This window comes from Pseudomonas alvandae (assembly GCF_019141525.1).
Lineage (GTDB): Bacteria > Pseudomonadota > Gammaproteobacteria > Pseudomonadales > Pseudomonadaceae > Aquipseudomonas > Aquipseudomonas alvandae.
The window spans coordinates 3,969,442-3,994,648 of sequence record NZ_CP077080.1 but is presented as its reverse complement, the minus strand read 5'-3'; the positions used below and the strand labels follow the sequence as shown (position 1 = coordinate 3,994,648).

At 61.0% G+C, this 25,207-nt stretch carries 18 protein-coding genes and 2 pseudogenes; 8 read left to right on the top strand and 12 right to left on the bottom strand.

Going from position 1 to position 25,207, the window contains the following annotated elements:
* Positions 1-17: 17 nt before the first annotated feature.
* From KSS97_RS17585 to tssB, 11 genes are all read right to left on the bottom strand, one after another.
* Complete coding sequence (locus KSS97_RS17585) at positions 18-1,955, bottom strand: type VI secretion system Vgr family protein (protein ID WP_217859777.1); 1,938 nt, start codon at positions 1,953-1,955, stop codon at positions 18-20.
* Between the two features lie 27 nt (positions 1,956-1,982).
* On the bottom strand, positions 1,983-2,240 hold the full coding sequence (locus tag KSS97_RS17580) for a PAAR domain-containing protein (protein WP_217859776.1): 258 nt from the start codon (positions 2,238-2,240) through the stop codon (positions 1,983-1,985).
* Positions 2,241-2,310: 70 nt separating this feature from the next.
* Positions 2,311-2,823 (bottom strand): Hcp family type VI secretion system effector, encoded by a 513-nt coding sequence (locus KSS97_RS17575; protein WP_217859775.1) that lies wholly within the window; start codon positions 2,821-2,823, stop codon positions 2,311-2,313.
* A gap of 106 nt (positions 2,824-2,929) precedes the next feature.
* The gene (icmH, locus tag KSS97_RS17570; RefSeq protein ID WP_217859774.1) at positions 2,930-3,736 is read right to left on the bottom strand and encodes a type IVB secretion system protein IcmH/DotU; all 807 of its coding nucleotides are present in this window, start codon (positions 3,734-3,736) and stop codon (positions 2,930-2,932) included.
* Positions 3,729-5,075 carry a type VI secretion system baseplate subunit TssK gene (gene tssK, locus KSS97_RS17565; RefSeq protein ID WP_217859773.1) on the bottom strand — a complete coding sequence of 449 codons (1,347 nt, stop codon included), beginning with the start codon at positions 5,073-5,075 and terminating at the stop codon, positions 3,729-3,731. The genes icmH and tssK overlap by 8 nt, the downstream gene beginning before the upstream one ends.
* Positions 5,076-5,112: 37 nt before the next feature.
* Entirely contained in the window at positions 5,113-6,462 is a 1,350-nt protein-coding gene (tssJ, locus tag KSS97_RS17560; protein ID WP_217859772.1) for a type VI secretion system lipoprotein TssJ, read from the bottom strand.
* Positions 6,459-7,481, bottom strand: a complete 1,023-nt coding sequence (tssG, locus tag KSS97_RS17555; protein WP_217859771.1) for a type VI secretion system baseplate subunit TssG — start codon at positions 7,479-7,481, stop codon at positions 6,459-6,461. The genes tssJ and tssG overlap by 4 nt, the downstream gene beginning before the upstream one ends.
* Positions 7,445-9,211: a type VI secretion system baseplate subunit TssF gene (gene tssF / locus KSS97_RS17550; protein ID WP_217859770.1), complete on the bottom strand. Its 1,767-nt coding sequence runs from the start codon at positions 9,209-9,211 to the stop codon at positions 7,445-7,447. The genes tssG and tssF overlap by 37 nt, the downstream gene beginning before the upstream one ends.
* A 7-nt stretch (positions 9,212-9,218) precedes the next feature.
* Positions 9,219-9,632 carry a type VI secretion system baseplate subunit TssE gene (gene tssE, locus KSS97_RS17545; RefSeq protein ID WP_217859769.1) on the bottom strand — a complete coding sequence of 138 codons (414 nt, stop codon included), beginning with the start codon at positions 9,630-9,632 and terminating at the stop codon, positions 9,219-9,221.
* On the bottom strand, positions 9,633-11,105 hold the full coding sequence (gene tssC, locus KSS97_RS17540) for a type VI secretion system contractile sheath large subunit (protein ID WP_217862051.1): 1,473 nt from the start codon (positions 11,103-11,105) through the stop codon (positions 9,633-9,635).
* 37 nt (positions 11,106-11,142) lie between these two features.
* The gene (gene tssB, locus KSS97_RS17535) at positions 11,143-11,646 is read right to left on the bottom strand and encodes a type VI secretion system contractile sheath small subunit (RefSeq protein ID WP_217859768.1); all 504 of its coding nucleotides are present in this window, start codon (positions 11,644-11,646) and stop codon (positions 11,143-11,145) included.
* Positions 11,647-11,973: 327 nt separating this feature from the next.
* Between tssB and vasI the strand changes: the two genes are divergently transcribed.
* The 8 genes and pseudogenes from vasI (at position 11,974) to KSS97_RS28745 (ending at position 24,376) form a co-directional block, all read left to right on the top strand.
* Complete coding sequence (gene vasI / locus KSS97_RS17530; protein ID WP_225936054.1) at positions 11,974-12,636, top strand: type VI secretion system-associated protein VasI; 663 nt, start codon at positions 11,974-11,976, stop codon at positions 12,634-12,636.
* Positions 12,624-14,060, top strand: a complete 1,437-nt coding sequence (tssA, locus tag KSS97_RS17525) for a type VI secretion system protein TssA (RefSeq protein ID WP_217859767.1) — start codon at positions 12,624-12,626, stop codon at positions 14,058-14,060. The genes vasI and tssA overlap by 13 nt, the downstream gene beginning before the upstream one ends.
* Before the next feature lie 9 nt (positions 14,061-14,069).
* The gene (gene tssM, locus KSS97_RS17520) at positions 14,070-17,711 is read left to right on the top strand and encodes a type VI secretion system membrane subunit TssM (RefSeq protein ID WP_217859766.1); all 3,642 of its coding nucleotides are present in this window, start codon (positions 14,070-14,072) and stop codon (positions 17,709-17,711) included.
* 51 nt (positions 17,712-17,762) lie between these two features.
* A complete protein-coding gene (locus tag KSS97_RS17515) occupies positions 17,763-19,085 on the top strand; it encodes a hypothetical protein (protein ID WP_217859765.1) in 1,323 nt (440 codons plus the stop codon).
* A 433-nt stretch (positions 19,086-19,518) separates the two neighbouring features.
* Complete coding sequence (locus KSS97_RS17510; RefSeq protein WP_217859764.1) at positions 19,519-20,622, top strand: ABC transporter substrate-binding protein; 1,104 nt, start codon at positions 19,519-19,521, stop codon at positions 20,620-20,622.
* A gap of 31 nt (positions 20,623-20,653) precedes the next feature.
* Positions 20,654-22,966: pseudogene (locus KSS97_RS28755) on the top strand (sensor histidine kinase); the annotation flags it as partial.
* Positions 22,967-23,017: 51 nt separating this feature from the next.
* Positions 23,018-23,515 (top strand): annotated as a pseudogene (locus KSS97_RS28750) (response regulator transcription factor); the annotation flags it as partial.
* Positions 23,516-24,376, top strand: coding sequence for a sensor histidine kinase (locus tag KSS97_RS28745; RefSeq protein WP_438269640.1), 861 nt, complete (start codon positions 23,516-23,518; stop codon positions 24,374-24,376).
* Positions 24,377-24,399: 23 nt separating this feature from the next.
* Here KSS97_RS28745 and KSS97_RS17500 read toward each other — a convergent pair whose 3' ends face one another.
* Positions 24,400-25,158 (bottom strand): SDR family oxidoreductase, encoded by a 759-nt coding sequence (locus tag KSS97_RS17500; protein ID WP_030141760.1) that lies wholly within the window; start codon positions 25,156-25,158, stop codon positions 24,400-24,402.
* Positions 25,159-25,207 lie beyond the last annotated feature (49 nt).

Here is a 25,207-nt window from a genome sequence, read left to right as displayed (position 1 = left end):
GTCAGTCATCAAAGGTCTCAGTCCTGCTGAAAATGACTGTTGGCTTCGTCTTGGAGCGCGCTGGCAGCTCGCCCGTCAGCCGCAACGGCAGCAGTGCCGCCTTCCACATTGAGATCGAGCATGCCGTCGGGGGTGTTGATCTGGCCGGACTGCAATCCGGTGATATTGAAGTTCTCGCAGGTGATGTTCAGCGTGCCGTTGGCCTGCAGCTCGATCACCGTCTTGCCGCATTTCAGGCGTAAAGCGTTGCCCACTTCGACGGTGTATTCGTTGGCGACCGAGTCACTTTTGCTGCCGCCTACTTTCAGCGTGTCATTGGCCTTCACCACCCGCATGCGGGTGCGGCCCACGGTGATGGTTTCGTCCTGACCCACCTGGCTGTTTCTGTCAGCGCCGATTGATTGGCTCTGGTTGTTCTTGACCACCGTGTTCTGGTCTTTCTGGGCATGGACAAACACTTCCTCCTGCCCCATCTCATCCTCAAAGCGCAGCTCATTGAAGCCTTCACCCTTATGGGTCCGGCTCTTGATGGTCATCCGCGTCTTGTGTTTGGGCAGCGGGTAGGGCGGCAGATTGGTCTCGCGGTACGCGGTCCCAGTGGCGATCGGCTGGTCGGGATCCCCGTCCAGATAGCTGATCACCAGCTCCTGACCCACACGCGGGATCGCCATGGAGCCCCAGGTCGCCCCGGCCCAGCCCTGGGTGACGCGGATCCAGCAGGAGCTGTGGTCGTTGTTTTTGTCCGAGCGATCCCAGGGGAACTGCACTTTCACCCGGCCCCATTCATCGCAATAAATCTCTTCCCCCGGTGGCCCAACCACCGTGGCAATCTGCGGGCCGTCGATGCAGGGTTTGTCGCGTAGCGGTGCCTTCCAATCCGAGGTCCAGCGAATGGCGCTGGCCTTCAACGAGTAAGACGTACCGAGGCCGCTCCCAAACGATTCTTCCTGCAAGCTGGTGTGCTGTTTGCCTTCGTGCTGGATGGCGATGGTGCGCCAACGGTCATTGAAGTCCTCACGCGGATGCTCGTTGAGGTCGAAGGCCAACCCCGGTTGCAGGCGCGCGTCATCACCTTCCACGTGGGCCAGCTTGGCGTCGTTGCGCAGGGCGGCGAGACGCGTCTTGGTGAACGGCTTGCCGGCGATGTCGCGCTTGTAGCGGCCAGGATAGTCGTAGCGTTCGTAGTCCTTGTGCTGGTTGTTCAGGTCCTGGTTGCCGGTGACGGTGTGCTGCTGGTTGTAGTGCGGGTGGGTGAAGGTGTAGTCGCGCTGTACCTGCACGGCGGTGCGCACCTGTTCGGTGTAGTGGAAGCGGGTCAGTGCCGGTTCCAGGGCGTCGCCGCCACTCATGGGTTGGTAGATCACCGGGCAGTCGGTGTGGGTGCCGATGGTGCCGAGGCCGCCAACGCGGTCGGTGAGGACCAGGGTGTGGCCGTCGGCGCGGTGTTCGAAGGTGTAGAGCAGGCCTTCTTCGGCGGCGAGGCGGGCGATGAAATCGAGGTCGGTTTCGCCGGCCTGTACGCAGTATTCGCGAGGTTGATGGTCGAAGCAGATTTCAGTGCGGATGTCGGTCAGCTTTTGCTCGGCCAGCATGCTGGTGATGATGCCGGGCACGGTCTGGCCCTGGAAAATGCGCCAGTTGGAACGCAGCCCAAAACGCGCCAATGTCGGTTCGACCACGGCGGTGTAGCGGGTGCGGCGAAAGCCGGTGTCGCCCTGTTGGAACAGGCTGACCAAACCGTGGACGTAGCGCACCGGGATTTCACCGCGCCAAAGGGTGAACAGCCCCGCCAGATCGAGCACCCGATTGAAGTCGATGGCGGCATTGTGGCTGGCCAGTTCCAGGGTGAGCTTGAACGGCTGGGACAGGCCTTCTTCGAGGGTGAACGAGACCACCTCGAAGGGATCGCCTTTCAAGGGCTCGAAGGTGAAACGCAGGTCGCTTTGGCGGGGCATGGGGCCTCCTTGTCGAGAGTGTGAATGTCAGTCGATCAACCAGCTGCTATCACCGTTTTCCAATTTTCCATCGTGATCGGTGGTATCGCCGACACGGGCTACTGGCTGTCCATTGACGGTCATCGAGGGCGAGCCGCTGGTGATGACGGCGCCGCATCCAAGGGTGTCGCCGACACGGGCGACGGCGTGGCCGTTTACGGTCACGTTGCGCGTACCGCTGTCGACGGTGGTGGGGCCACACAACGGGCAATCATGGTCGTGTCCGACCAGAACGACGGCGGGCATAGAACCTCCTGTAAATTATCGAGTCAGTGAATATTCCGCCGCCTGAGCGGCGGAACATGCCGGTTGGCGCTTAAGCCGGCTTACGCCAGTCATCCGAGGCTTCGGTGCCGGCCACCACGTGGGTCCAGCTGACCTTGCGATACGCCAAGCTGGTCTTGATCAGTTGGGTGTAGTTTTCGTTGTCACTGTTCTGCGCGTGGGGCAGGACGGTGTGAATGTCGACGACGGTGGCGTCTTCCAGCTTGGTGGTGAAGAAGTGCTCCTGCTTGCCGTCGCCCGAGGTGCGGAACCACTTCACTTCAACGGTTGGCAGCATTTCGCCGGTGGCCAGGGCCTGATAGAGCATCGGTGAGGCTTTGTTCAAGGCGCTGGTGAATGTCAGTGGCTTGTGCACCCGTTGCCCGGATGGTTGGCCACTCTGTGGGTCGGTGGGGGTACCGATTGCATGGTCGATTTCCTGGGCGAGGATTTCGTCTTCGTGGCCTTCGACATAAACGTTGCCCACCGAGTCGGCGGTGAACGCGCCCTTGGTGATGTGGCCTTGGGTTTTGCCGTGGATGCTGATGTACGCAGGTGTTGGCATGACAAGCTCCTTGTCGTGATCAAGTGAACGGCCCCTGGGGGCCGCAGGTTATGGCCGACACGGCCATGGCTTTGCAGGCGCTCGGGATAAGCGCGCTGAAAATCGGTTACAGGTGCAGCACCCGCTCCAGGGATTCCAGCACCTGCTGGGTGATGGTGTTCAGGCGGACCGAGTAGATCGTGTAGGCGACCGTCAGCACGACGGCGGCCATGGCCCAGGGTGTCCACAACGGCCAGGCGCGTTTGATCCGGTAGTTGCGCGGGGCGACGTTTTCCAGCGGGTCGCTCAGGCGCTTGGGTGTTTCGCCGCGCAAGGGGCGCAGCAGGCCGTGCAGTTGGGTGATGATCTTCTGTATTTCGTCATCGCCCTTGATATGGGCGCCGTATTTGCCCTTCAGTCCGGAGATCAGGCACTGGTACATGAACTCCAGCACATGCTGGTACCGGGGCGCTTCGAGGATCATGTTGTTCATCACGGTGAAGAATCTTTCGCCGCCTTGGGTTTCGCCGTGGAATTGGCTGAGCAACGAGCGTGCGCTCCAGCTGGAGAGCCTGCCCCAGGTGGTGCGCATGACCACCTCGTCCACCAGCAGGCACAGGCTGTAGGAGTAGGCCTTGAGCATGCCGGCGTCGTAGTCGAGCTGACTGACTTCTTCCATGATCGTGGTGATCTGGTTGCTGACGCTTTTGTACAGCGCGGGCACGTCGTCGTGCTGGTCCAGGCGGCGCAGACGGATGACCAGTCCGATCAGCGGCGTGGCGGCATCGCACAGTGGGTTCCAGGCCAGACCACGCATGTCGAACTCTGGGTCGGCCAAGAGTGTTTGGTTGCTGACAGTGATCGTTTCACCGTCAACGTTGATGGCGCCGGAGACTTCCTCGTGATGCCATGAATCTGGTGTGGCCTTAGTCATCTTTTTCACTCCTGATCGCCCAGAACTGCAACTCCAGCGCCGGGAACTCACCGGCAATATGGAAACCGAACCCGCTACCACTGCTCAGGCTTAGCCAGGCAGGGTGATGCCGGTCGAGTTCGAAATAGCTGAAACCGGCATGGAACGGCAGGTGCCGCGGCGCCACCGGCAGCGGCCGCAGTGGAATGCCCGGCAGTTGCAGGCTGACCAGTTGCTCCAGCCCTTCGGTGGAGGTGATCTTGATCTGCTTGGGCAGTTGCTGGCGCAGGGTCTCGGCGGGCAGTTCGGCGCGCACGGCGAGGATGAACTCGGCGTTGTCCAGCAGGCGCTTGTCGTTCAACGCGGCGATGCGCACGCCGTACCGCTGCTCGACAATCGGCAACGACACCGCACGCGGTTGCAGCACGGTACCGAGGGCACGACGCAAGGTGTGTTCCAGCATCTGGAACGATTCGCGCAGGTTGTCGTGCTGGTAGGCCGGGTATTCCTGGGGCAGGTGGTCCTCATCGGTAAAGGTCACCAGTTCGCCGCAGGCCTGGGCCAGGGCGATGTACAGCCGTTCCGGGTGGACTTGGCGCTGGCGAGCCAGGTGCTGGAACAGCGGGCACAAGCGGTTGAGGGTTTGCAGCAGATTGAAATCGGTGACATCGGCCACGCCCGACTGCCCCGGTGAACCGATGCGTTGCGCCAGGTTCTTGGCCCGCTCGCGCATCAGCCCGGCCACTTCGCCCAAGTAGCGGTGCAGCGCCGGCACGGCTTGCAGGGACAGGCTGGTGGGGTAGAAATGCTCGTCCATCACCAGGCTGCCGTCCGGGCGTTTGTCCTTGATCTTGCCCAGGGCGATGCCGGTGAAGGCACTGCGGTCGCTGTGTTCGAGCATCAATTGCAGGTTGGGCACGGCAAGGTCCATGCCGACCTGATCGCCGTCATCGCTGTGGGTGTCGCGGATTTCTTCCCGGCGGACAATGTAGCGGCTGTTGCCGTACTGGTCGGGCCAGCGCACTTCGAGGGCGCCGTTGGAGCGCAGCGGCAGGGTCAGGTAGACGATTTGGCTGACGGCGCTGCTATCGGCGATTTCCAGCGGGGAGGGCGGTGCCAGGTCGTGGGGAATGTCGAAGACGCTGCCATCGGGCATGATCCCGCGTGCCCGGGTAATGGCGATTTTGCCGAAGCCCAGGTATTCGTCGTTCAACGCCAGTTCGCTGAAGCCGTAGAGGGTGTCGTTGAGGCTGTGCAAACGCTGGTGCACGGCGGCTTCGGCGGCACGGGCCTGTTGCTGGAAGTGCTGGGGCTTGACGAACAAACCTTCATGCCAGATGACGGGGTTACGTGAACTCATCGGAAATTACTCGGGGCAAAAGCGGCTGAAAAAAGCGTCATCGGGTTTCTCCCTTGAGGCTGACCTGCGCGGCGTCCAGCTGCACCAGCACCGCGTATTGCCGGCCTTTCGGCTCGACGCGCAGACGCTGTTTCCACTGGCCGACCTCGCTGTTGTGGTAGTTGGCAATCACCGCGATAAAGCGGGTGTCTTCATCCAGGGCGCGCAGGTCGATGAACTTGAATTGTCCGGGCTGGAGCAGGTAGTCGTCGGCGCGGATATAGGTGCTGCCCAAGGTCTTTTTCAGGTCTTCGGTCAGGGCCTGGGGGCTGGCGTTGACCAGCAGCGAGTCGTCGGCCAGTTGCAACACCTTGAAGGCGATCGGCGTGGCGACATGCGCCAGTGCCGGGTTGCCCCACGGGGTGGTCAGGCGTACACCCTGAGCGTCGTAGTCACCCAGCAGCGAGTCTTCCAACGGCGACATCGGCACTACGGGCGCCGGTTCATCGCTCAGTGGCGATTGGGCCGGCACGCTTTCGTAAAGGTGACTGAGCAGGGTTTGCACCTTGTCCGCCAGGGCTTGCGGGCTGGCGGCTTGCACGTTGAGGGTGTAGGGCGAACGGCTCGCGTCTTCATCCGGCGCCGTGCCGGTGCTGATCAGGCGTGGGTTGACGTTGTCGCTGGCGTACAGGCTCAGGGAGTAGCGGCTGGGCTGGTCGTCGGGGCCGCCGACTGGGACCGACGGCGTCCAGATCACCTGGCCGATCTTGCCGAGCATGGTGCAACCACCCAGGGCCAGGCAGGCCAGCAACAAGCTACCCAGGCGCAGGGTGCTGAACAGGCTGGCGGTGCGCTTGGGTGCAGGCGCGCAACGGTCAGCCAGCGGTTCGGGTGGCGGCGCTTGATGCATTGCTCGCAGCGGGTCGCCTTGCTCGGCTGGATCCTCGGGCCGGCAAAGGCGCTCGAATTCCGGACAAGTGGCAGGTCGCCTGTCCGCCGGTGGCCTACTTGGCAGGTCTTCCTGGTGCCACACGTGCATGCCCTGAGGGTGGCCGCCGAGCAGTTCATTCAGCGAGCGCTGCCCTGGGGCGTGCTCACCCAGCTGCACCGCGATCTGATACGCACCAATCTGCAACCGATCACCGTCGTTGAGGCTCACCGCCATATTGCGACCCAACGGCAAATCATGATCATTGGCGTAGGTATGGCCACTGCGGTCGACCACACAAAAGCGCCCCTCGACGACTCTGATTTCACAGTGATTGGGTTGCACGCTGTTGTGGCGATCCTCCAGGCGCCAGTCCGCCGCGGCACTGCCGATGCTGCCGCCTTGTGGGCCAAACCGGTGAAGGGGCAAATACCCGTGCAACAACTGCGCAGGATTATTGATGACCAGCGTCAACTTCATGCGCGCCCCCGAATCCGCACCACGGCGGGATGACGTTGTTCTTGATGTTCAATAAAGCTGGTCCAGCCCAGGTGGGTGCCGCCGGAGCGTTGCAGGTTGAAGGGCGGTACGTCCTCTTCGCGCAGGCCCAGTTCCAGGTCGTAGGCAGTGACGTCGCGCAGTAGAAAATCCATCAACTGGCGCAATCGTCCGAACTGCTCACCGCTGGGCAGAAACTGCCGAAAGCGCGTCTGGGTCAGGTTGGGAATCACCAAGGTGAATTTGCTGGCGCGGGTCTTGCTGCGGTCGCCCACCACAAAGTCGTTGCCCAGGGTGCCGTTGGCCTTGCCCAACACCAGGCGCTGACGCTGCGGAAAATTTACCGAGCGCACCTCGAACTCACGGATGTACACGCCGTTCAGGTCGAAGCAATGCTCGACGATGCCAGATACCACCGAGGGTGACCGGCTACGGCTGGCAATCAACCCGGCAAAGCTCAGCAGGCGGCCCCAGGGCAGCGGCGTGGCACCGCGAAGGTCGTTGTCGTTCAGCCCGACCATGGAGAATACGTAGCGCGAAAAGCGGTCGCTGGCCTCGGCCTGGAAGCGAATGTAGTAGCGGTACTTGCGCCAGCTGGTGTGCAGCAGGGTCAGCAAGCGATGGTTGAAAAAATCCATGAACGCCGGGCGGATCCCGCGCTCCTGTGATTGTTCGTAGGCCAGGCGGTCCAGGTAATAGCCGGGCAGTGGCGAGTCGGTGCCGTGCACGCCAAAGAAGCTCGTCTGCAAGCGATAGCGCACCTCGTCGCGATCCTCCTCAAGGCGCGCCGCCTCGACCACATCGGAGGCCGGAAAGCCTAACCCCGCATGGCTTTGCAGGCGCACACGACGGCGCGCCGCCGCACTCAAGGGCTGCGCCTCCAGGTCATCGCCATGCAAAGCGTGCAAATGCTCCAGCAGACGGTGAAACGAATAGTTCCGCGCGTCGGCCAGCAGCACATCGGCTAGATCACGGGTTGTCTGCCGGTCAACAGTGGCCATTCATAACGCTCGTTGTTGGTGGTATTGATCACTTCCAGGCGATGGAAGGAATTGATGCTCGCGTACAGGGCGAAGAAGTGCGAAAGCACGCTGGCAAACAGGTACAGCTCGCCCTCGCAGAGAAAAGCGTTCTGGTCCAGTTGCAAGCGGGTCTGCAAGCCGCGCACCGGCTGGCCATTCATCAGCCAATCGATGGGCGTGGTTACGGCATTCTGGATACCGTTGAGGCGTTTGCGCGTGGCGCGGGACTGTTGCAAGTCGTGTAAGGCAGCAAAGTCATAGGCGCGGATCACCGCCTTGAGCGGCTCGGCCGACAGCAGCGACAGGTAGTTCAGCGACAGGTTGGAAATCAGCGTCCAGTGCAGGCTGCTGTCCAGCACGGGCCGGTAGCTGCGAGTCGGTGCGATCAGGTTGGTGTAGGTGGCAAACGACGGCGTCACTTCGGTGGACAGCGACACATCCCCAACACCCAGCAACTGCGGCAGATCACGGTTGCTACAGGTCAACTCGATGGACGCCGCTTCATGCTCTCCGATGTACAGGCTTTCATCGCCCCGCACGAAAGCAATGCGATGACGCAAGCCCTCGCGGCTATGGGACTCCTCGATATGCGTGCGGAAGTACAGTGCCGTGCGGCCTCGCGCGTGCTCGATCTCATGCTGGAAGGACTCGAACGGCGTAAAGCACCGCAACGGATCGCCCTGGCGCTCCTTGTCGGCGGCATCCCAACCGGCCACCTTGTCGACACTGAAAATCTCGTAGGCTTCGGGCCTGTTGCCGCTGGGCCTTATCCGCCGCTCCAGGCTGCGCCCGTCCAGCGCGATCGGGTTGGCATCGTGGCGGAACAGGTTGACCGCAGGCGCGCAGTACAGGTGCAAGTCGCTGGTACGCAGGCGGATATCAGGCGGCATGGGCCGGCTGAACTGAAACTCGAAACGCAGGGTGGTGGCGCTGACATCCGGCCAAACGTGAGCCAGGCGGTTCAGACTGAAAAAGTGGTACCGCTGCGGGAACACAAAGTACTCCTGCAGGATGCGGTAGCCATCGAACACATTGCGCGGGTAGGGCAGCAGGGCCTCCTCAGGGGTGAAACCGGGGAAGCCGATATTCTTGGCTGACAGGCGATAACTTTGGTCATCGATGTGCAGCGTGACGCGGTCCAGATAATGGGCAAGCCACAGGTACAGGGTCAGCGCGGTGGCGCTATCGCCGCCCAGGTGAAAGTCCAGCTGGTCACAGGCTATGCTGGTCAACGGCTGCTCGGTCAACACCTTGAGGTCGATGCGCATCACCGAGGCCTCGCGGCTGTGGGCGTCACTGACGTCCTGCAAGGCCAGTGGGTACAGGTTGACGTCGGTGCAGGTGCGGAACTGGCAGGAGATGCCATCTACCGGTTTGGCAAACAACGGCGTGCCTTTGGGAATCACCTGGCGCTGGCTGATCGCGTCGGGCAACGGTGTAAAGCGAATGATGGTCGCGCTGGGCAAGGGTCGCAGGTAGTTGGGCCAGAGCATCTGCAACAGCGGATGGGTCAGTTCTGGCAAATCATCGTCGATTTTCATGCCCAGCTTGGCGGTGAGGAAGGCAAAGCCTTCCAGCAGCCGCTCCACGTCCGGGTCGCCGGCCTGATCGCCGAGAAATTGCGCCAGTTGCGGGTTGTCCTCGGCAAACTCGCGGCCGAGTTCGCGCAGGTAGCGCAACTCCTCGGCAAAGCGTTGTTTCAAGTCCATCGCATTCTCATCTCACTCGGGTGTAGCCGTCGTGGCCATGCAGGGCCACCTCGATCTGCACCAGTTCTTCCTTTTGGTGGATCCGTACCTGGCAATCGAGCCGAAAGTTCAGCTCCAGCGGCAGGTCCGGGTCGGGCTGAAAGCGCACGCCCGTGACCCTGATGCGCGGTTCAAATGCTTCTACCGAACGCCGGATATCGGCGCTGATGGCCACCACCAAGTCACTGCTGGCCTGGGTGACGCCATTGAAGTCACGCAGGCCCAGCTCAGGGCTGCTTTGCGAGCAGCCCTGGCGTGAGTTGAGCACTTGTTCCAGATGGTGTTTGATCGCCTCGATACGCTGGCGCGCCTGTTCATCCGCGCTGCCGGGGCGGTAGCGCGGTGCGTCGGGTTCCAGGCGTTCGAACAGGCTGCCGCCCACTTATTGAGTGTCCAGGCGGCCGACCAGGGAGATTTCGAAGTTGGCGCCCATGTACTTGAAGTGCGGCCGCACGGCCAGCGACACCTGGTACCAGCCCGGATCGCCGGCCACGTCCTGCACGACAATTTGCGCGGCGCGCAAGGGGCGCCGGCTGCGCACGTCGGAGGAGGGATTTTCCTGATCGGCGATGTACTGCTTGAGCCAGGTGTTGAGTTCGCGCTCCAGATCCTGGCGTTCCTTCCAACTGCCAATCTGTTCGCGCTGCAGCACCTTGATGTAGTGGGCCAGGCGATTGACGATAAACAGGTACGGTAACTGGGTGCCGAGCTTGTAGTTGGTCTGCGCTTCCTGGCCTTCGCGGGTCTTGGGGAAGTTCTTCGGTTTTTGCACCGAGTTGGCGGAGAAGAACGCCGCGTTATCGCTGTCTTTGCGCATGGTCAGGGGAATGAAACCGGCTTCGGCCAGCTCGAATTCCTTGCGGTCGGAAATCAGCACTTCGGTGGGGATCTTGGCCTGCAACTGGCCGAGGGATTCATAGAGGTGCACCGGCAAGTCGTCCACCGCGCCGCCGGACTGCGGGCCGATGATGTTCGGGCACCAGCGGTAGCGAGCGAAGCTGTCGGTGATGCGCGAGGCCATCAGGAACGCGGTGTTGCCCCACAGGTAATTGTCGTGGTTGCCGTCGACGGTTTCGTTGTAGCAGAAGCTGCGAATCGGGTTCTCCAGCCCATCGTAAGGCGAGCGCAGCAAGAAGCGCGGCAGCGTCGCGGCGATGTATTTGGAGTCTTCCATCTCGCGCAGGCTGCGCCATTTGGTGTGGCCGGGGCCTTCAAAGATATCGCTGACTTCCTTGACCGATGGCAGGTCCTGATAGCTCTTGAGGTTGAAGAACTCAGGGCCGGCAGCCATCACGAACGGTGCATGGGCCATGGCGCCCACGGAGGCGACGTAGCTCAACAGCTTCATGTCCGGGGACGATGGGCCGAAGGTGTAGTTGCCGATCATCGCCGCGATCGGCTCGCCACCGAACTGGCCGTAACCTGAGGTGTAGGCGTGCTTGTACAGGCCGCTGCGGGTGATGTCACCGGCGTTGTCGAAGTCGTCCAGCAGCTCTTCCTTGGTGACATGCAGCATTTCCAGCTTGATGTTCTCGCGAAAATCCGTGCGATCCACCAGCAGCTTCAACCCACGCCAGGCCGATTCCAGTTGCTGGAACTGCGGCTGGTGCAGGATTACGTCCATCTGCTTGCTCAAGGCACGGTCGATTTCAGCGATCATCTGGTCGACCCGGTGCTTGTTGACCGGTTGCTGGTGATCACCGCTTTGCAGGATCTCGCTGATGAAGGCGGCCACGCCCTGACGGGCCACGGCATAACCTTCCTGGGAAGGGCGGATGGTGGTGTTGGCCAGCAGTTGGTCGAGCAACGACGGCGATTCGTCAGCCACCAATACTTGGGCGGCGGCGCTTTCCATGGGCATGGGGAATACTCCGTTGAGAAGGGCGTTCAAATCAGTTATTGGGCGCGTCGAGTACCAGATTCAGCTCGCTGGCCAGGCGTTGGCGGGCGGTTTCATCGGTCAGCAGACTCTGCAGGTGTTTGCGAAAGGCCGGGACATTGCCCATGGGGCCTTTGAGTGCAATCAGGGCTTCGCGTAGTTCCAGCAACTTGTTCAATTCCGGCACTTGGCGGGCGACTGCGTCGGGGCTGAAGTCGTTGATGTTTTTGAATTGAATTTGCACATTCAAGTCGGTGTCATGGTTGTTGTTCAGAGCGGATGGGACGGCCATGTCCAGAGCAACTTCGGCTTTACTCAGTACTTCATTGAAGGTGTCTTTGTCTATTCGGATTGATTGCCTGTCTTCGAGGGCGGTTAGTTCGCCGTGGCCTTTGAAGTCCCCGGTGATCAATAACTTCAGAGGTAGCTCAACTTCAGCCTGCTGATCGCCTGTGGCCGGGACGTACTTGATGTTGACGCGTTCTTTGGGCGCGACAGAACCCTGGGTTTTCGACATGTGAAATATCCTTTTCGTAAGAGCGGTGCATTAGAGCCGGCTATTGTAATATTTGTCATGTAGGACGATATGGACGCGTTTCGTAGGAAGCTGGCATAGGGGTTGTGCATAACTGCATTATTCCTACGGTGGTTATAGAAACGTCTGACAGGCGATTCTTTTTGTTCGGATTCTGTGACGAGTTGTTCGTGTTTTACTTGCCTCCCCGTTGAACTCAGGAGATGCTCTTAGGATTAATCGTTGAACTCGCCTGCTAAAAAGCGTTAGTTCGAAAACTTAAGAAAACTGTCTGATTTGGACCTCGATGAGGCATTTCAGGAGGTGTTGATGCGCGACGGATGGCGAGAGTGGAAATGCGGGCTTTGGCTGATGGTAGTGGCTGTAACGGGTGTGCAAGCGGCGACACAGGATTGCCCATCCATCGTCTCCCCCTTGAAGCGGCTGGAATGTTTTGACCTGGCCGCCGGGACGCCCATTCATCAACCATCTGTGCCGCCACGTGCTTTGGGCCGGGTACTTCCGATTGTCGATCTGGTCCAACGCAATGAAGCCAAGCGTCCCTCCGAGGACCAGCGTTTTTTATTGTCGTCATTCCCGGAGCCGGACAACGACCAACAACCCCGCCTGGTGATTTCCGCCCCGGCCCTGGGAGCGTTGCCGCCTCGGCCCTATTTGGCCATCAGTTGCGAATCGAAAATCTCGCGCCTGCAACTGGTGCTGGATGAACCGGCCAAGCCCAACAAGATTCGCATCCAGCTGTTCAAGGACGAGCGCCCGGTCTCCGCGGCCTATCAGTGGCAGGTCCTGGACGACGCGGGCCTGGTGGTCGACGCCGGGCGCGGGCTGCAGGCAATTTCCCTGTTGCGCAACATGGGCGGCGGCCAGCGCCTGCGACTGGAGAGCGACTATCCGCGGCTGCACGGCCTGGTCTTCGATGCCGAAGGGCTGGGTGAACTGATCGAGCAGGAGCGCCAAGTATGTCGCTGGTGATCGACGTGCCGGCGGACACCGTCAAGTTGCTGCTGACCCCCATCGACGCCGAGCAACCCGCTGGGCATTTCGATATGGAGGACGAAACCTACCAGGCCATCGACCAGGAAATGATCAAGCTCGGCGGCCTGCGCGAAGGGGATATCGACTGGCCCTATATCGACGAAGCGTCCCGTCAATATCTGGCGACCCAGTGCAAGCACTGGCGCATCGTCGCCCATCTGCAGGTGGTGTGGCTGCGCACCCGGCAATGGGCGCGCTGGGCCGATGCCCTGGGTTTGTTGGCCGGCATGGTCGAACTGTATTGGGACAGTGCCCACCCCAAGCCTGGGCCCACCGGCTATCTGAACAAGCGCAAGCAAGTGCAGCGCCTGCTGAGCGACCTTGGGCAGGTGTTGCCGACCCTGCAGCGCAACAGTTTTGAACCGGCCTACCAAGCCGCGGCGGAACTGGCCCTGGCCAGTCTGCACCGCTGTGCCGAAAGCGCCAAGCTCGCCCCGGCCCCATTGGACGCATTGCAACGCCAGCTGGAGAAATACAGCGAGCCGGTCATTGCGACTGAGCCCGTCCGGGCGGCCACCTCCGGCAACGTTCTGGATTCAGCATTTTTCAACAGCCCCAAACCGCAAGTGCCGAGCAATGAACGTGAGCAGCGCCGCGCGGTGTTGAACATGGCCGAGCTGATCAACCAGCAGGACCCCTACGACCCCACCGGCTATCAATTGCGCCGCTTCGGCCTGTGGTCCCATCTGCGCACCGCACCGCCCATCACCCGCGACCGTCGCACCGAATTGACCGCCGTGCCCAAGGACATCGTCGACGGCTATCAGGACGCGCTGAACCATAACGTCCTGGACCCGAACCTGTTGCTGCGCCTCGAAAAAAGCGTCTGCGCCTCGCCGTACTGGCTGCGTGGCAGTTACCTGGCCGCCCAGGTCGCCTCGCGCCTGGCAATGGAGGCGGTGGCCGCCGCCATTCGCCAGACCTGTGAGCGTTTTGTCTGCCGTTTGCCGGCGCTGCTGGAGTTGTGTTTCAGCGACGGTACGCCGTTCGTGGATCCGCAAACCCAGGCCTGGATCACCGGCACCGATCAGGCGCAAACCACTGGAAGCCCGGTGCAGGAGTACACAGGCCTGCGCGACGAACTGGCCGCCCAACTCAACATTGAAGGCGTTGAGCGGGTGCTGCTGCGCCTGCAGGAACTGCACGCTGCCCAAGACGTCCCGCGCCAGCGCAGCTACGCCACGGTGATCGCCGCCGACTTGCTGGCATCGCGTGGCTTGTCGTGGCTGGCGGACGACCTGTACGCCAACGTTGCGCGGCTGATGCGCGAGACCACGGCGCAAGGATGGGAACCGGAGCTGTACCAGAAGGTGGCGCAACCCATGGACGACAGTCATTTGATTAAAGCGATTAAGGAGTAGGAGCGATTTATGGGTATGGTCTGGGGTTACCTCAAACGCTGGGTACTGCCGATACTGCGTCAGTTCAACCAGGCATTGCCTGTGCTGGTTTTGCTGGGCGTAGTGTTCTTGTTGATTGCCATCTGGTGGCTAGGCCCGCAATGGACCTGGCGCGAGCATCAACCGCTGAGTGAATTGTCGGTGCGCGTCTCGGCCAGTGTCGTGGTGCTGGTGATGCCGCTGCTGATCTGGGCGTGGCGGGTGCGTAATCGTTATCTGCGTCTGCAGGTGGAGCGCCAACATGAGGCAGCGGTGCAAGCCGATCCCAGCCTGCCTTATATCGAGGCGCAGGAGCGTGCGCTGGACCGCAGCCTGGGCAGCCTGCTGAACAATATGGAGCGCCGCCGTTCGCTCTATCAACTGCCGTGGTACCTGGTGCTGGGCGAGGAAAATGCTGGCAAGACCAGCCTGATCACTCGTTCCAACCAGAGCTTTGCTTTATCCCATGTGACCAAGGCCGGAATGAGGGCTCGTCAAGAAGAGCAACTGGCCTATCCGGTGGATTGGTGGATCGGTGACGAGGCGGTGTTGATCGATCCGCCGGGTGAGTTCCTCAGCCATCTGGACTCACCGGGTGAAAACGTCGAGCAACAGGGCAAGGTCAAACCGGTACTGCCCCCCGGCACCCATGCGCGCCTTTGGTCGCACCTGCTCGACTGGCTGACGCGCAACCGCAGCCGTCGAGCGTTGAACGGAGTGGTGCTGGTGATCGATGTGCAGGTCTTGTTGGCGCAGCGTCCCGAACAACGCAAGGCTCACGCCAACCTGCTGCGCACTCGGCTGTTTGAGCTGACGCGGCAGTTGGGCACGCGTTTGCCGGTGTACGTGACACTGAGCAAGTTCGACCTGTTGGAGGGTTTTGAAGAGTTCTTCGCCCGCTTGTCGCGCAGTGGGCGCGAAGACCTGTTGGGCTTCACCTTCAGCCTGGACGCGGTGGATGATTTTGATGCTTGGTTGGCGGAACTGACACGCCAATACCAAACCTTTGTCGCCTGCCTGAGTGAGCAGATTTTCGACAGCGCCGTGGAGTCACGCACGCTGACAGAGCGCGATCGGTTACAGGCGCTGGGATATCAAATGGCGGGCTTGCGCCCGGCACTGTTCGGCTTTCTCAGCGAAATGCTCGGCAGCGATCGTTTCACCACCCCGGCATTGGTGCGCGGACTGTATTTCTCCTCGGTGCTTCAGCAGGGCACCCTGAGCAATGCCTTCGTCAAAGAAGCAGGGCAAGCCTATCAACTGCCGCCACCGCCATCCGAAGTCAAGCCAGCCGGTGGCACGGCCATCTTCTTTGCCCAGCAACTGTTCCAACGAGTGATCTACCCCGAAGCAGGCTTGGCGGGCGATAACATCAAGGTGGCCCGCAGCAAACGGCGGCTTTTGATCGCCGGGTTCAGCGTCGCCTCCTTGGGCTGCTTGGTTGTCATCGGCACCTGGCAGTTTTACTTCAATATCAACCGAGACAAGGCGGCCAACGTCTTGGCCAAGAGCCAGGAGTTCAGCGGGCGGGATATCGACGCCAAGGTCGACCCTACCGGGCGCAATCTGTTGCTGCCCCTGGACCAGATCCGTGATGCGGTGCTGGTCTACGGCGACTATCGTCAAGCCTGGCCGTTGCTGTCGGATATGGGGCTGTATCAGGGGAGGGCGATTGGCCCCACCGTGGATGAGGCCTATTTGAACCTATTGTCCAAACGCTTCCTCCCGGCGATTGCCAGCGGTGTATTGGATGCAATCAACACCGCGTCTGCCGGCAGCAGTCAGCAACTGGCGGCCCTGCGCGTGTACCGCATGCTCGAAGAACGCCAAAATCGCCACCCAGCCATCGTCGAAGAATGGGTCGCCAAGCAATGGCAGCGCGCCTATCCTGGCCAGGGCCAGTTGCAGGCCGACTTGATGGGGCACCTGGGCTACGCGCTGAAATACGCCGACGCCGACCTGCCGCACTACCGTGAACGCGTTGCCCAGGTGCAGCAGCAATTGCGCCAGTTGCCCATGGCTGAACGGGTCTACATGAGCCTGAAACAGGATGCCCTGGAACGCCTGCATCGCCCACTGGACCTGCGCAACGAAGTGGGGCCGTCGTTCGATATCGTCTACCGCCCGCTGAACACCGATCAAGAGGGCAGCGGCTTGCAGTTGCCGCCGCTGCTCACCGCCAGAGGCTTCAAGGATTACTTCGAGCCCGGCACCGAGGGCATCATCGAACTGGCCATGATCGACCAGTGGGTGCTCGGTGAACGGCAACGCCTGGACTACTCCGACGAAGACCGCAAAGTGCTGACCCAACGTATCCGTGCGCTGTACAGCGCCGACTACGTGGACAGCTGGCGGCGGGCGCTGAATCAGTTCGAGGTGACTGACTTTGACGATCTCAGCCACGGCGTGGCGGTGTTGGAACAGGTCACCGGCCCGGCCGCGCCGTTGCGGCGTTTGCTGGAAACCTTGCGTAACAACAGCGTGATCTACCCGTCGGCGCCCTTGGCCGAAGGACAAGCGCCGTTGGCGCTGGACAAGGTATCGGACGGCCAACAGCAGGCCGCTGGCATCCGGCGCGCGTTCTCCAGCCTGGCGGAATTGATCGCTGCGCGAGGCGAGCAGCCGTCCTATTACGAAGAAACCCTGCGCTCGGTTAGCGCGGTCTACGACTACGCCAAAGCCGTGCACGACAACCCCGATCCCGGCAAGGCGGCGCTCAAAACCGTACTCAACCGATTCTCCCTGGACGGTGCTGACCCCATCGCCAATCTACAACGCGTCGCTGTGGGCCTGCCCGAACCGCTGAACCAGCACGTCAAGAAACTTGCCGACCAGACCTCCCAGGTACTGGTGATTGCCGCCTTGCGCGAGTTGGAAAAACGTTGGGACAGTGAGATTTACAGCTTTTACCGTGACCGCCTGGCGGGCCGCTACCCGTTCAAGGCCAGCGGCGAGGACGCCTCGCTGGAGGACTTTGAAGCTTTCTTCGGCCCACAAGGGCGCCTGCAGCAATTCCATGATCAGTACCTGAACGTGTTCCTCAAGGACAACCTCGATGCCCTGTACTCCGACAGCCTCGGTGGCTACCTGGTGCGCAGCGACGTACTGGAACAGCTCAAGAAGGCGGAGCGCATTCGTGACACCTTCTTCAACCATCGCGGCCATCTGGCCGTACAGCTCACCATCGAACCTCTAGCCCTGAGCGCGACCCGCCTGAGCAGCATGCTCAGCGTCGACGGCCAACTGATCCCCTACCAGCACGGCGCACCACAACGCACCGGGCTGGTGTGGCCCAACAGCCTGGGCAACACCAACGGCAGCCAACTGACCCTGGTGCACAGCACCGGCAACACCGCCAGCATGAGCTATCGCGGGCCGTGGTCGTTGTTCCGGCTGCTTAGCCGCGGGCACCTCAATGGCCGTACCGACACCAGCGTGGACCTGACCTTTGCCGTCGCTGATGGGTTGATGCGTTATCGGATTGGGGCGGAGAAGGCTAACAACCCGATTACCCAGCGCAGCTTTGAAGGGTTTGGGTTGCCGAGGACGTTGTTGGAGGAGCGTCAATCAGGAAAAAACGTAAACAAGGTTGAGGTTGTCGCCGCAACAGCGTTCAGCGATGAGCGCAAATAAATCAGCAGTTACTGGATACAAAGCAACCACAAGTCAAACAGGACTTTTTACATGGCGATCAAGCTGCAAATGTTGACCGAGGATCCCAAAGAAATAGAGTTGATTGAGCGTTACTGGGCGGCTGATGAGGCAGGACAATACCTGGAAAAAGTGAGTGCCCTCGAGGGCATTATCAAAATGGCTCAGGGCGTTACCCTTGCAAGTTTCATACGGCAACGTTGCAACGCGTTCGATGACAACCAGGTCTGTCCTAACTGCGCAGAACTGGTCGAAATCAGAAATCGCTCCGAGGCCAAAAAGGTTCCTCAGCGATCCACTAAACTTTGTACGTTGTGTCAGAACGATCAAGACGCGATTGCACTGGAGGTTGAAAAAGCGAAAGCCGCAGAACTTGAACGGCAGTTGGCCGAATATGCTCACCTGCAGTCAACGAGAACTGTGGATTATTCAGAGGTGCCCGATGGTCAGGTGCTACTTCTGCTGGCGTTAGATCGGGCTGTTACACCGAGATTGACCAATGGCGGCTTCACACTAGGTGATTGCCGAGGGCTTGCGCCGCGGTACGTCGGTAACTTCGTACAGCAATTGCGTGAGGCGGGGCTGGTCCTTGACGACCCCACCAGAGCCAGGCCTGGCACTTACTATTGGGTGGGCGATAAAATTTGGATGTTGAGGGACCAAGTGATTTATCGTTTGGCACCGGATGCCGCATCAAGAAGCGCGGACGAGGTCATTCGGAGCTTGCAGGACAGGGTGTATACAGACGCTGAAGGGCTTTTCAATCTTTGGCTTGATTACTCAGTCGCTGATGTCATGCACTATCTAAGCACCCAGTGCGAACTCTATAACCATGACTTGTCGGAACAGGAGCTGGAGGAAGTTAAAAGTATCATCCGCTCAGCATTGGAAACCTACAGTGTTTCACAACTTTGGTCCGTGGTTTGGAAGGTTGTCAGAGACGCCGCAAGTCTAGCCAATCGCGAGTACTACAACCGTCCGAAAGCGGCGGCGACCATTCCCGGGAAGATTCGGCGGAACTTGGAGAAGGTGCAGCGAGAGTCGATTGAACTCAAGGCATGGAGGCGTCCGGAGCTGCATCCGGCGGGCACATTGGGAATGGTGTTGAGCGAGATTTTGGGAGGCGATGAAAATACCCCGGGCCCTATGGTCTCTTCCCTTATTGCTTGGCTCACAGGGCAGGCATGCTCAGCAACTGTCGAAGCAGCGCTTGACGAACCGATACGGGAATTGATGACCAATGCGTTGGCCCACGACGTTGGATCTGCAGTGATGCTGCGGTTCGCGGAGTTGATTCGCGCCGGTCATGATGTCGGTTCTGCTGTTGAAGAAATTGCCGACGCGCTTCGATCGTGAAGGTGACGGGTAGCTCCAGGTATGAAGAGGCTGGGAGCAAGTTCCAGCCTGCAATAGCCATGTCCTGACCTCGATCTCTCAAACCGCCCGGTGCGGATCCGCCAGCGATTGGCAGATCAGGCGGCTTTGAAATTCTCGCGGGGCGTGGCTTCGCTCAGTCGGTCGAAATCCCCCATGGCCGCGCGCGAAGCGGGCTCGTTGAGACTATGCTCATCTCCACTGCAGGCTATGTATTGGTTTCAATTGCCGTCCGCCAAGGAAAGGAGTCTGTACGTGTCTGATTTCATATCCGGTTCTTTTATCCAAATGGCCGAACGAGCGGCCCGGCCCGCTGGGAACGTGTTGTCCGGCAGTACCTCGATGACATCATCGACAGACTGTCGGCAAGTGCAGGAATGAGTGCAGGTCAATCCCAAGGACGATGGAGAGCAGTATGACCACTAGACCGATTCACAGGATCCTCTGGCGCCTCGCCGCCTGCATGACCGGACTGGCGATGTTCGCCACCCATCCAGCCCAAGCGGCCCAAAGCGGCATCGCCAGTGGCCCCACCGCAAGCTATACCATCGCCTTCAGCAACTCCTACGTGGGCAGCGATTTTCGCAAGGTAATGGTGCGCAACTGGGAGGAAATTGCGGTCCAGGCGCAGAAGGAGGGCTTGATCCGGGAAGCTCCGGTGGTCAGCGCCAACAACTCGGCGTCGGAACAAGCCGCCCATATCCAGGACATGATCGTCAAAGGCGTCAACGCCATTGTGATCCTGGCCGCGTCCGACACCGCTCTTGATGGGGTGATCCGTGATGCATGCAACGCTGGCATCGTGGTGGTCGTCATGGCCAGCCTGGTCACCGAGGGCTGTGTCTATACCGTGGACTACAACTGGGCGGCCATGGGCCGGGTGGAAATCGATTACATCGCCAAGCGCCTCAAGGGGAATGGAACGTTGCTGGAGATCCGTGGGATTGCCGGTGATGCCACCGATAAAAACATCAGCGACGGCATTCGCAAGGCCGCCAGCGACTATCCGGGCCTGAAGTTTGCCAAGACCGTTTATGGGAACTGGACGGCGTCCGTCGCCCGCAAGGAGGTGGCGCTGGCGCTGCCGGCGCTGCCCAGCATCGATGCGGTCGCGACCCAGGGCGGCGACGGTTATGGCGCGGCCATGGCGTTCAAGGCGGCGGGGCGCCCTTTGCCGATCATCGTGATGGGCAACCGCCAGGACGAACTTGCCCTGTGGAAACAGGAGCGCGATGCCAATGGCTACGAGACCGTCTCCGTTTCCGCCTCGCCAAGCGTTTCCCAGGTGGGTTTCTGGGTGGCCCAGCAGATTCTGGCGGGTAAATCGGTACCGAAGTTCGTTGAGGTGCCGCTGGTACGCATTGATGCAAAAGACCTGGATGCCTGGCTCGCCACGATGCCGGTGGGCGGCGCTGCCAATCCTTTGTATAGCCAGGCTTCCGTAGCGGCGATGATCGATGCGGCCATCCACAATACGCCGGCGCCGCCGACGCCTTTGCCGGAGATGACGAAGCAGTAATGGCGGGTAGAGAATCAGGAGGCGAGGGGCGATGGTGACATTCAGACTCGCCACTGACAGGCCCATTGCTGTCAGGATCGGGCTGGCCGTCGCCGCGCTGGTATTCCTGATGCTGGCGGTATCGCTGGTGAACCTCTACGGCCTGCGGGGCATGGTGCGTGCCGTGGATTCCGCCAGCCATTCCGCGGAGATCCTGGCCTCGGTCAACGGAGCGACCGAGCGGGTGGAAAATTTCATCGCCTCCCGCGACCAGGAAAGCCTGTCCCAGGCCGAAGGCATGGTCGCAACGGCGATCGCCAGCCTCACTGCCATTCCGGTGGCCGAGGCAAAATCGCTCAAGGGCGGGCTGGACAGGCTCTCCGCGGCGATCACGGTCTTGCGGGCGGCGACCCTGACCATGGATGGCGAAACGGAGAACATGACGGCCCACTACGGCCGGATGCGAGAGGCGGCGACGGTTGTCGAGCAAGGCATCGTCGATGGCCAGAAGCGTCTTGACTCTCGCGCCGCCGAGCACACGGCGCGGGTGAGCAACATCGAAAGCGCCCACCGCATCCTGGATGTCCTGCGCAACGGCGAACAGATCATCACCACCCATGTGGCGAAGCTGCTGGTGAACGATGATGGAACGGCCGCCGGCGCGGCGCGTGATGCCTGCGCGGCACTCCAGCCCGTGGTCGAACAATTACGTGAGGTGATGGGGGCGCCACAGGAGATAGAAGTCCTGGACCAATTGGTGGCGGCGATCACCGCAACCGGTGCGACGGTAGAGAAACTTGGCGAGGCGCCCAAGCTCCGGGGAGGCGAGGCCTTGCGGCACCTCGCCGCCATCGGCAACCTGGCCGAGCGCCTCGAGGCAATGCTGGGTGACGTGGATGGGCGTGTTGCCCATGATGCGAGCGACATTCAAGCGGCCACCGGATTGCTGAACAATGCAGCCGCGTTGTCCAAGCGTTTCGCCGAGCGTGTCGCCACGCTGGAGGCGCAGACCTTATCGTTTCGCCTGTCACCGTCGGCGGAGATCGCCACCTCTGTCGGCGCTATCCTGGATGAACTTTCCCGTCTCGCGCGCGTTCTTCCTTCGTCCGTCGGGCTGCAAGCGAAGGCGACGCCCTTGACGGTCAGCGACCAGATTGCCGGCTACCGGGCAGCATTCGCCCGGTTCCAGCAGGCGAGCAATGCCCTGGGCGGCGCACGCGACCAGGTTCGCAACGAGGCACGGAGCGCCGGCTTGCTGGTGGCGCGCTTTGCCGGCGAAGCGCGCGCCGACGCGTTGGTCCACAATGATCGCGGCATGCTTGCGACGATCGTGGCCGGTGCCGTGGCCATCCTGCTCGCCGGCGCCATTGCCTGGAGCACCTCGCGATTTATCGCGCAACCCATCGTGGCCCTGGCCTCGGTCATGCGTCGGCTGGCGGCCGGCGACCTGAACGCCGAGATCGCCAGTGCCGGACGCGGCGACGAAATTGGCGTCATGACCCGCGCCGTACGGGTGTTCCAGGAGAACGCCCTGCGCATCCGGGTGCTGGAGGCCGAGGCCGAAGCCGAACGACAGCAAGTCCAGGCCTCTTTGGAAAGAATGGTCGCCGAACGGACCGATACGCTGCACCAGCAGACCGAGGAGCTGGAGGCGCAGGCCATCGAACTCATCCAGGCGCGCAACCAGGCCGAGTCGGCTAACCAGGCGAAAAGCGATTTCGTTGCCACGGTCAGCCACGAATTGCGCACACCCCTGACCCTCATCCTCGCTCCCCTGGAGCAGCTCTCGGCGGCGACCACTCCGCCGGACGACTGGCGCGTGCAAATCGAGCGCGCCCAACGCAACGCGCTGCGCTTGATGAACCGGGTGAACGACATCCTCGATTTTTCCAAGGCCGAAGCGGGCAAGTTCGAGTTGTGTCCAACGCTCATTGACTTGAACAAGGTCGTTGGGGTGCTGGCCGAAGATGCCGCCATGGTGGCCGAGGGTAAAGGCTGCAGCTTGACCTGCAGCATCGATTCCGCGCTCGGCACGGTGTTCCTGGACCCTCGACACTTCGAGAAGATCCTGCTCAACCTGGTGAGCAATGCCATCAAGTTCACCCCCGCTGGCGGCACGGTGCACCTGGCAGCGACGCCGATGGAGGGCGAGCGGTTCGAGTTCGCAGTGCAAGACTCGGGCATTGGTATCGCGCCGGACAAATTACCGTTGTTGTTCCAGCGTTTTTCCCAGATCGACAATTCCGCCACGCGCCATTACAGCGGTACGGGCATCGGTCTCGCCCTGGTCAAGGACCTGGCCGAACTGATGGGCGGCGAAGTCGGCGTCAGCAGCGAGCCCGGGCGGGGCTCGCGCTTCTTCGTTCGACTCCCGAGAGGGGATGGACAAAACACCCTGCCGGCCGAAGCCAGCGATGTGTACGAGCGATCGTCGGCGAACACCGCAAGCACAACCGAGCAGCGCCACTTGCGTTTCGACGATGGCCGCCAGGGTAATCGCAACGACTTGGCTTCGGCGCCAGGCGCAGACGATGGACAGCACCCGGAATACGCCTCGCGATCCAAAGTCCTGGTCGTAGACGACAGCCCTGAAATGCTTACCTATCTCAGCGAACTTTTGCGCAACGACTACATCGTCGTCACCGCAACGGATGGAGAACAGGCCTGGGAAATCCTGCAGCGTCGCCCCATCGATGTCATCGTCTCGGACGTGATGATGCCGAACCTCGACGGCTTTGGCCTGACAGCCAGGATCAAGGCCAGCGCCGGTTTTGCCCATCTGCCTGTGATCCTGGTGACGGCTCGCGGCGGCAGCGAGGCCTGTGTCTCCGGGCTGGAGAGTGGCGCCGATGACTACATCGCCAAACCCTTCTCGCCGCTGGAGCTCCAGGCTCGCGTACGCGCGGCGCTGCGCATGAGCCAGGTGCAGACCGAGCTGCATGCGAAATCGCGCCAGGCGGGCATGGCCGAAATTGCCACCACGGTGCTGCACAACGTCGGTAACGTGCTCAACAGCGTGAACGTATCGGCAGAGTTGGTCAGCAGTCAGATGCGCTCGTCCAAGGCGCAGGGGCTGGGCAAGGTGGCTAAGCTGATGAACGAACACGTCCATGACCTGAGCGATTTCCTGACCCACGACCACAAGGGAAAGATGCTGCCCGATTACCTGCTCAAGCTGGCGCAAGTCGTGGCGGAAGAGCAACAAAGCATCATCGAAGAACTCGGGCAACTGACCAAGGGCATTGACCACATCAAGACCATTGTCGCTGCCCAGCAGTCCTACGCCGTTGCGGTGAGTGTGGTCGAGACCGTGCCGGTCCCGGAGTTGATCGATGATGCCTTGCGCATGAGTGCTGGATCCCGGGCGCGCCAGGAGATGACGGTGGTCAAGGACATCGCCGACCTGCCTCTGCTGCCGCTGGACCGGCACCGGGTGTTGCTGATCCTGGTGAACCTGATCCGCAATGCCAGGCAGGCGCTGGACGGCATGATCGATCGCAGCCCATGCCTCACGTTCAGCGCATCCCTCGCTGACGAGGCCGCATTGCGTATCACGGTGGCCGACAACGGCAAGGGGATCGCGCCAGAGCACATGGCGCGTCTCTTTTCCCATGGCTTCACGACTCGCAAGGATGGCCACGGTTTCGGCCTGCACAGCTGCGCACTCGCCGCGCAGGAAATGGGCGGCAGCTTGACCGTGCGCAGCGATGGGGTTGGGCAGGGAGCGACGTTTATCCTGGATATTCCCGTCGATGCTTCGCTGGGTAAGCAGTGAATACAGAAGCGTTCCTACGCGTCTCATTCTGCCGGAGGTTTGTACCCCGCCAGCATGTTCAATACTTCTTCATGTGAACCGCTTGCTTCAGCAAATCGCAAGGGCTTGGCGCGCTCGACGATCAGTTCTCGCGGGGTCGGAGAGGTCTCAAGCAGCTCGAAGAGTTCATCCAGGAACTCGTCCAGGGGCATGGCATGTTCGTCATTTTCCTGCCCGAGCAAGGTGGTGCGCACGCCCGGTGGCGCAAGCTCGATGACTTCGATTGGCGAAGCTTCCAGCTGGACACGAAGGCTCTGGGTGAAAGAGTGGACGGCCGCTTTGGTTGCGCTGTAGGTCGGTGTTGCAGGCAGCGGCACGAACGCCAAGGCCGAGCTGACATTCACGATCGTTGCGCTGGGTTGCTTGAGCAGTTGGGGAATGAACGCATACACCATGCGAATCGTGCCAAGCAGGTTCGTCGTCACGGTATCTTCGGCTGTGCCCAGGTATTCGGAATCAGTCAGATCCTCCCAATGCATGATGCCAGCGTTATTGATCAGAACGTTCAGGTTCGGGTGGCGGGTCGCGAGCGCTTCGCTGTTGCGCTGGATCGATTGTGGGTCGCAGACGTCCAGCAGGACGGAGTCAATACCTGGATGTTCGGCCACGATCTGGTCGAGCAGAGCCTGGCGACGTCCCGCGATGATGATTTTGTTGCCCGCCTTGTGAAGCCTGAGTGCCAGGCCAAGGCCTATGCCGGAGGTGCCGCCAGTAACGAGAATCGTATTGCCAGTGCCGTTCATAGTAGACTCCAGTGAAGGTCATAAGTGGACACGTGTCCGCTTATGTAAA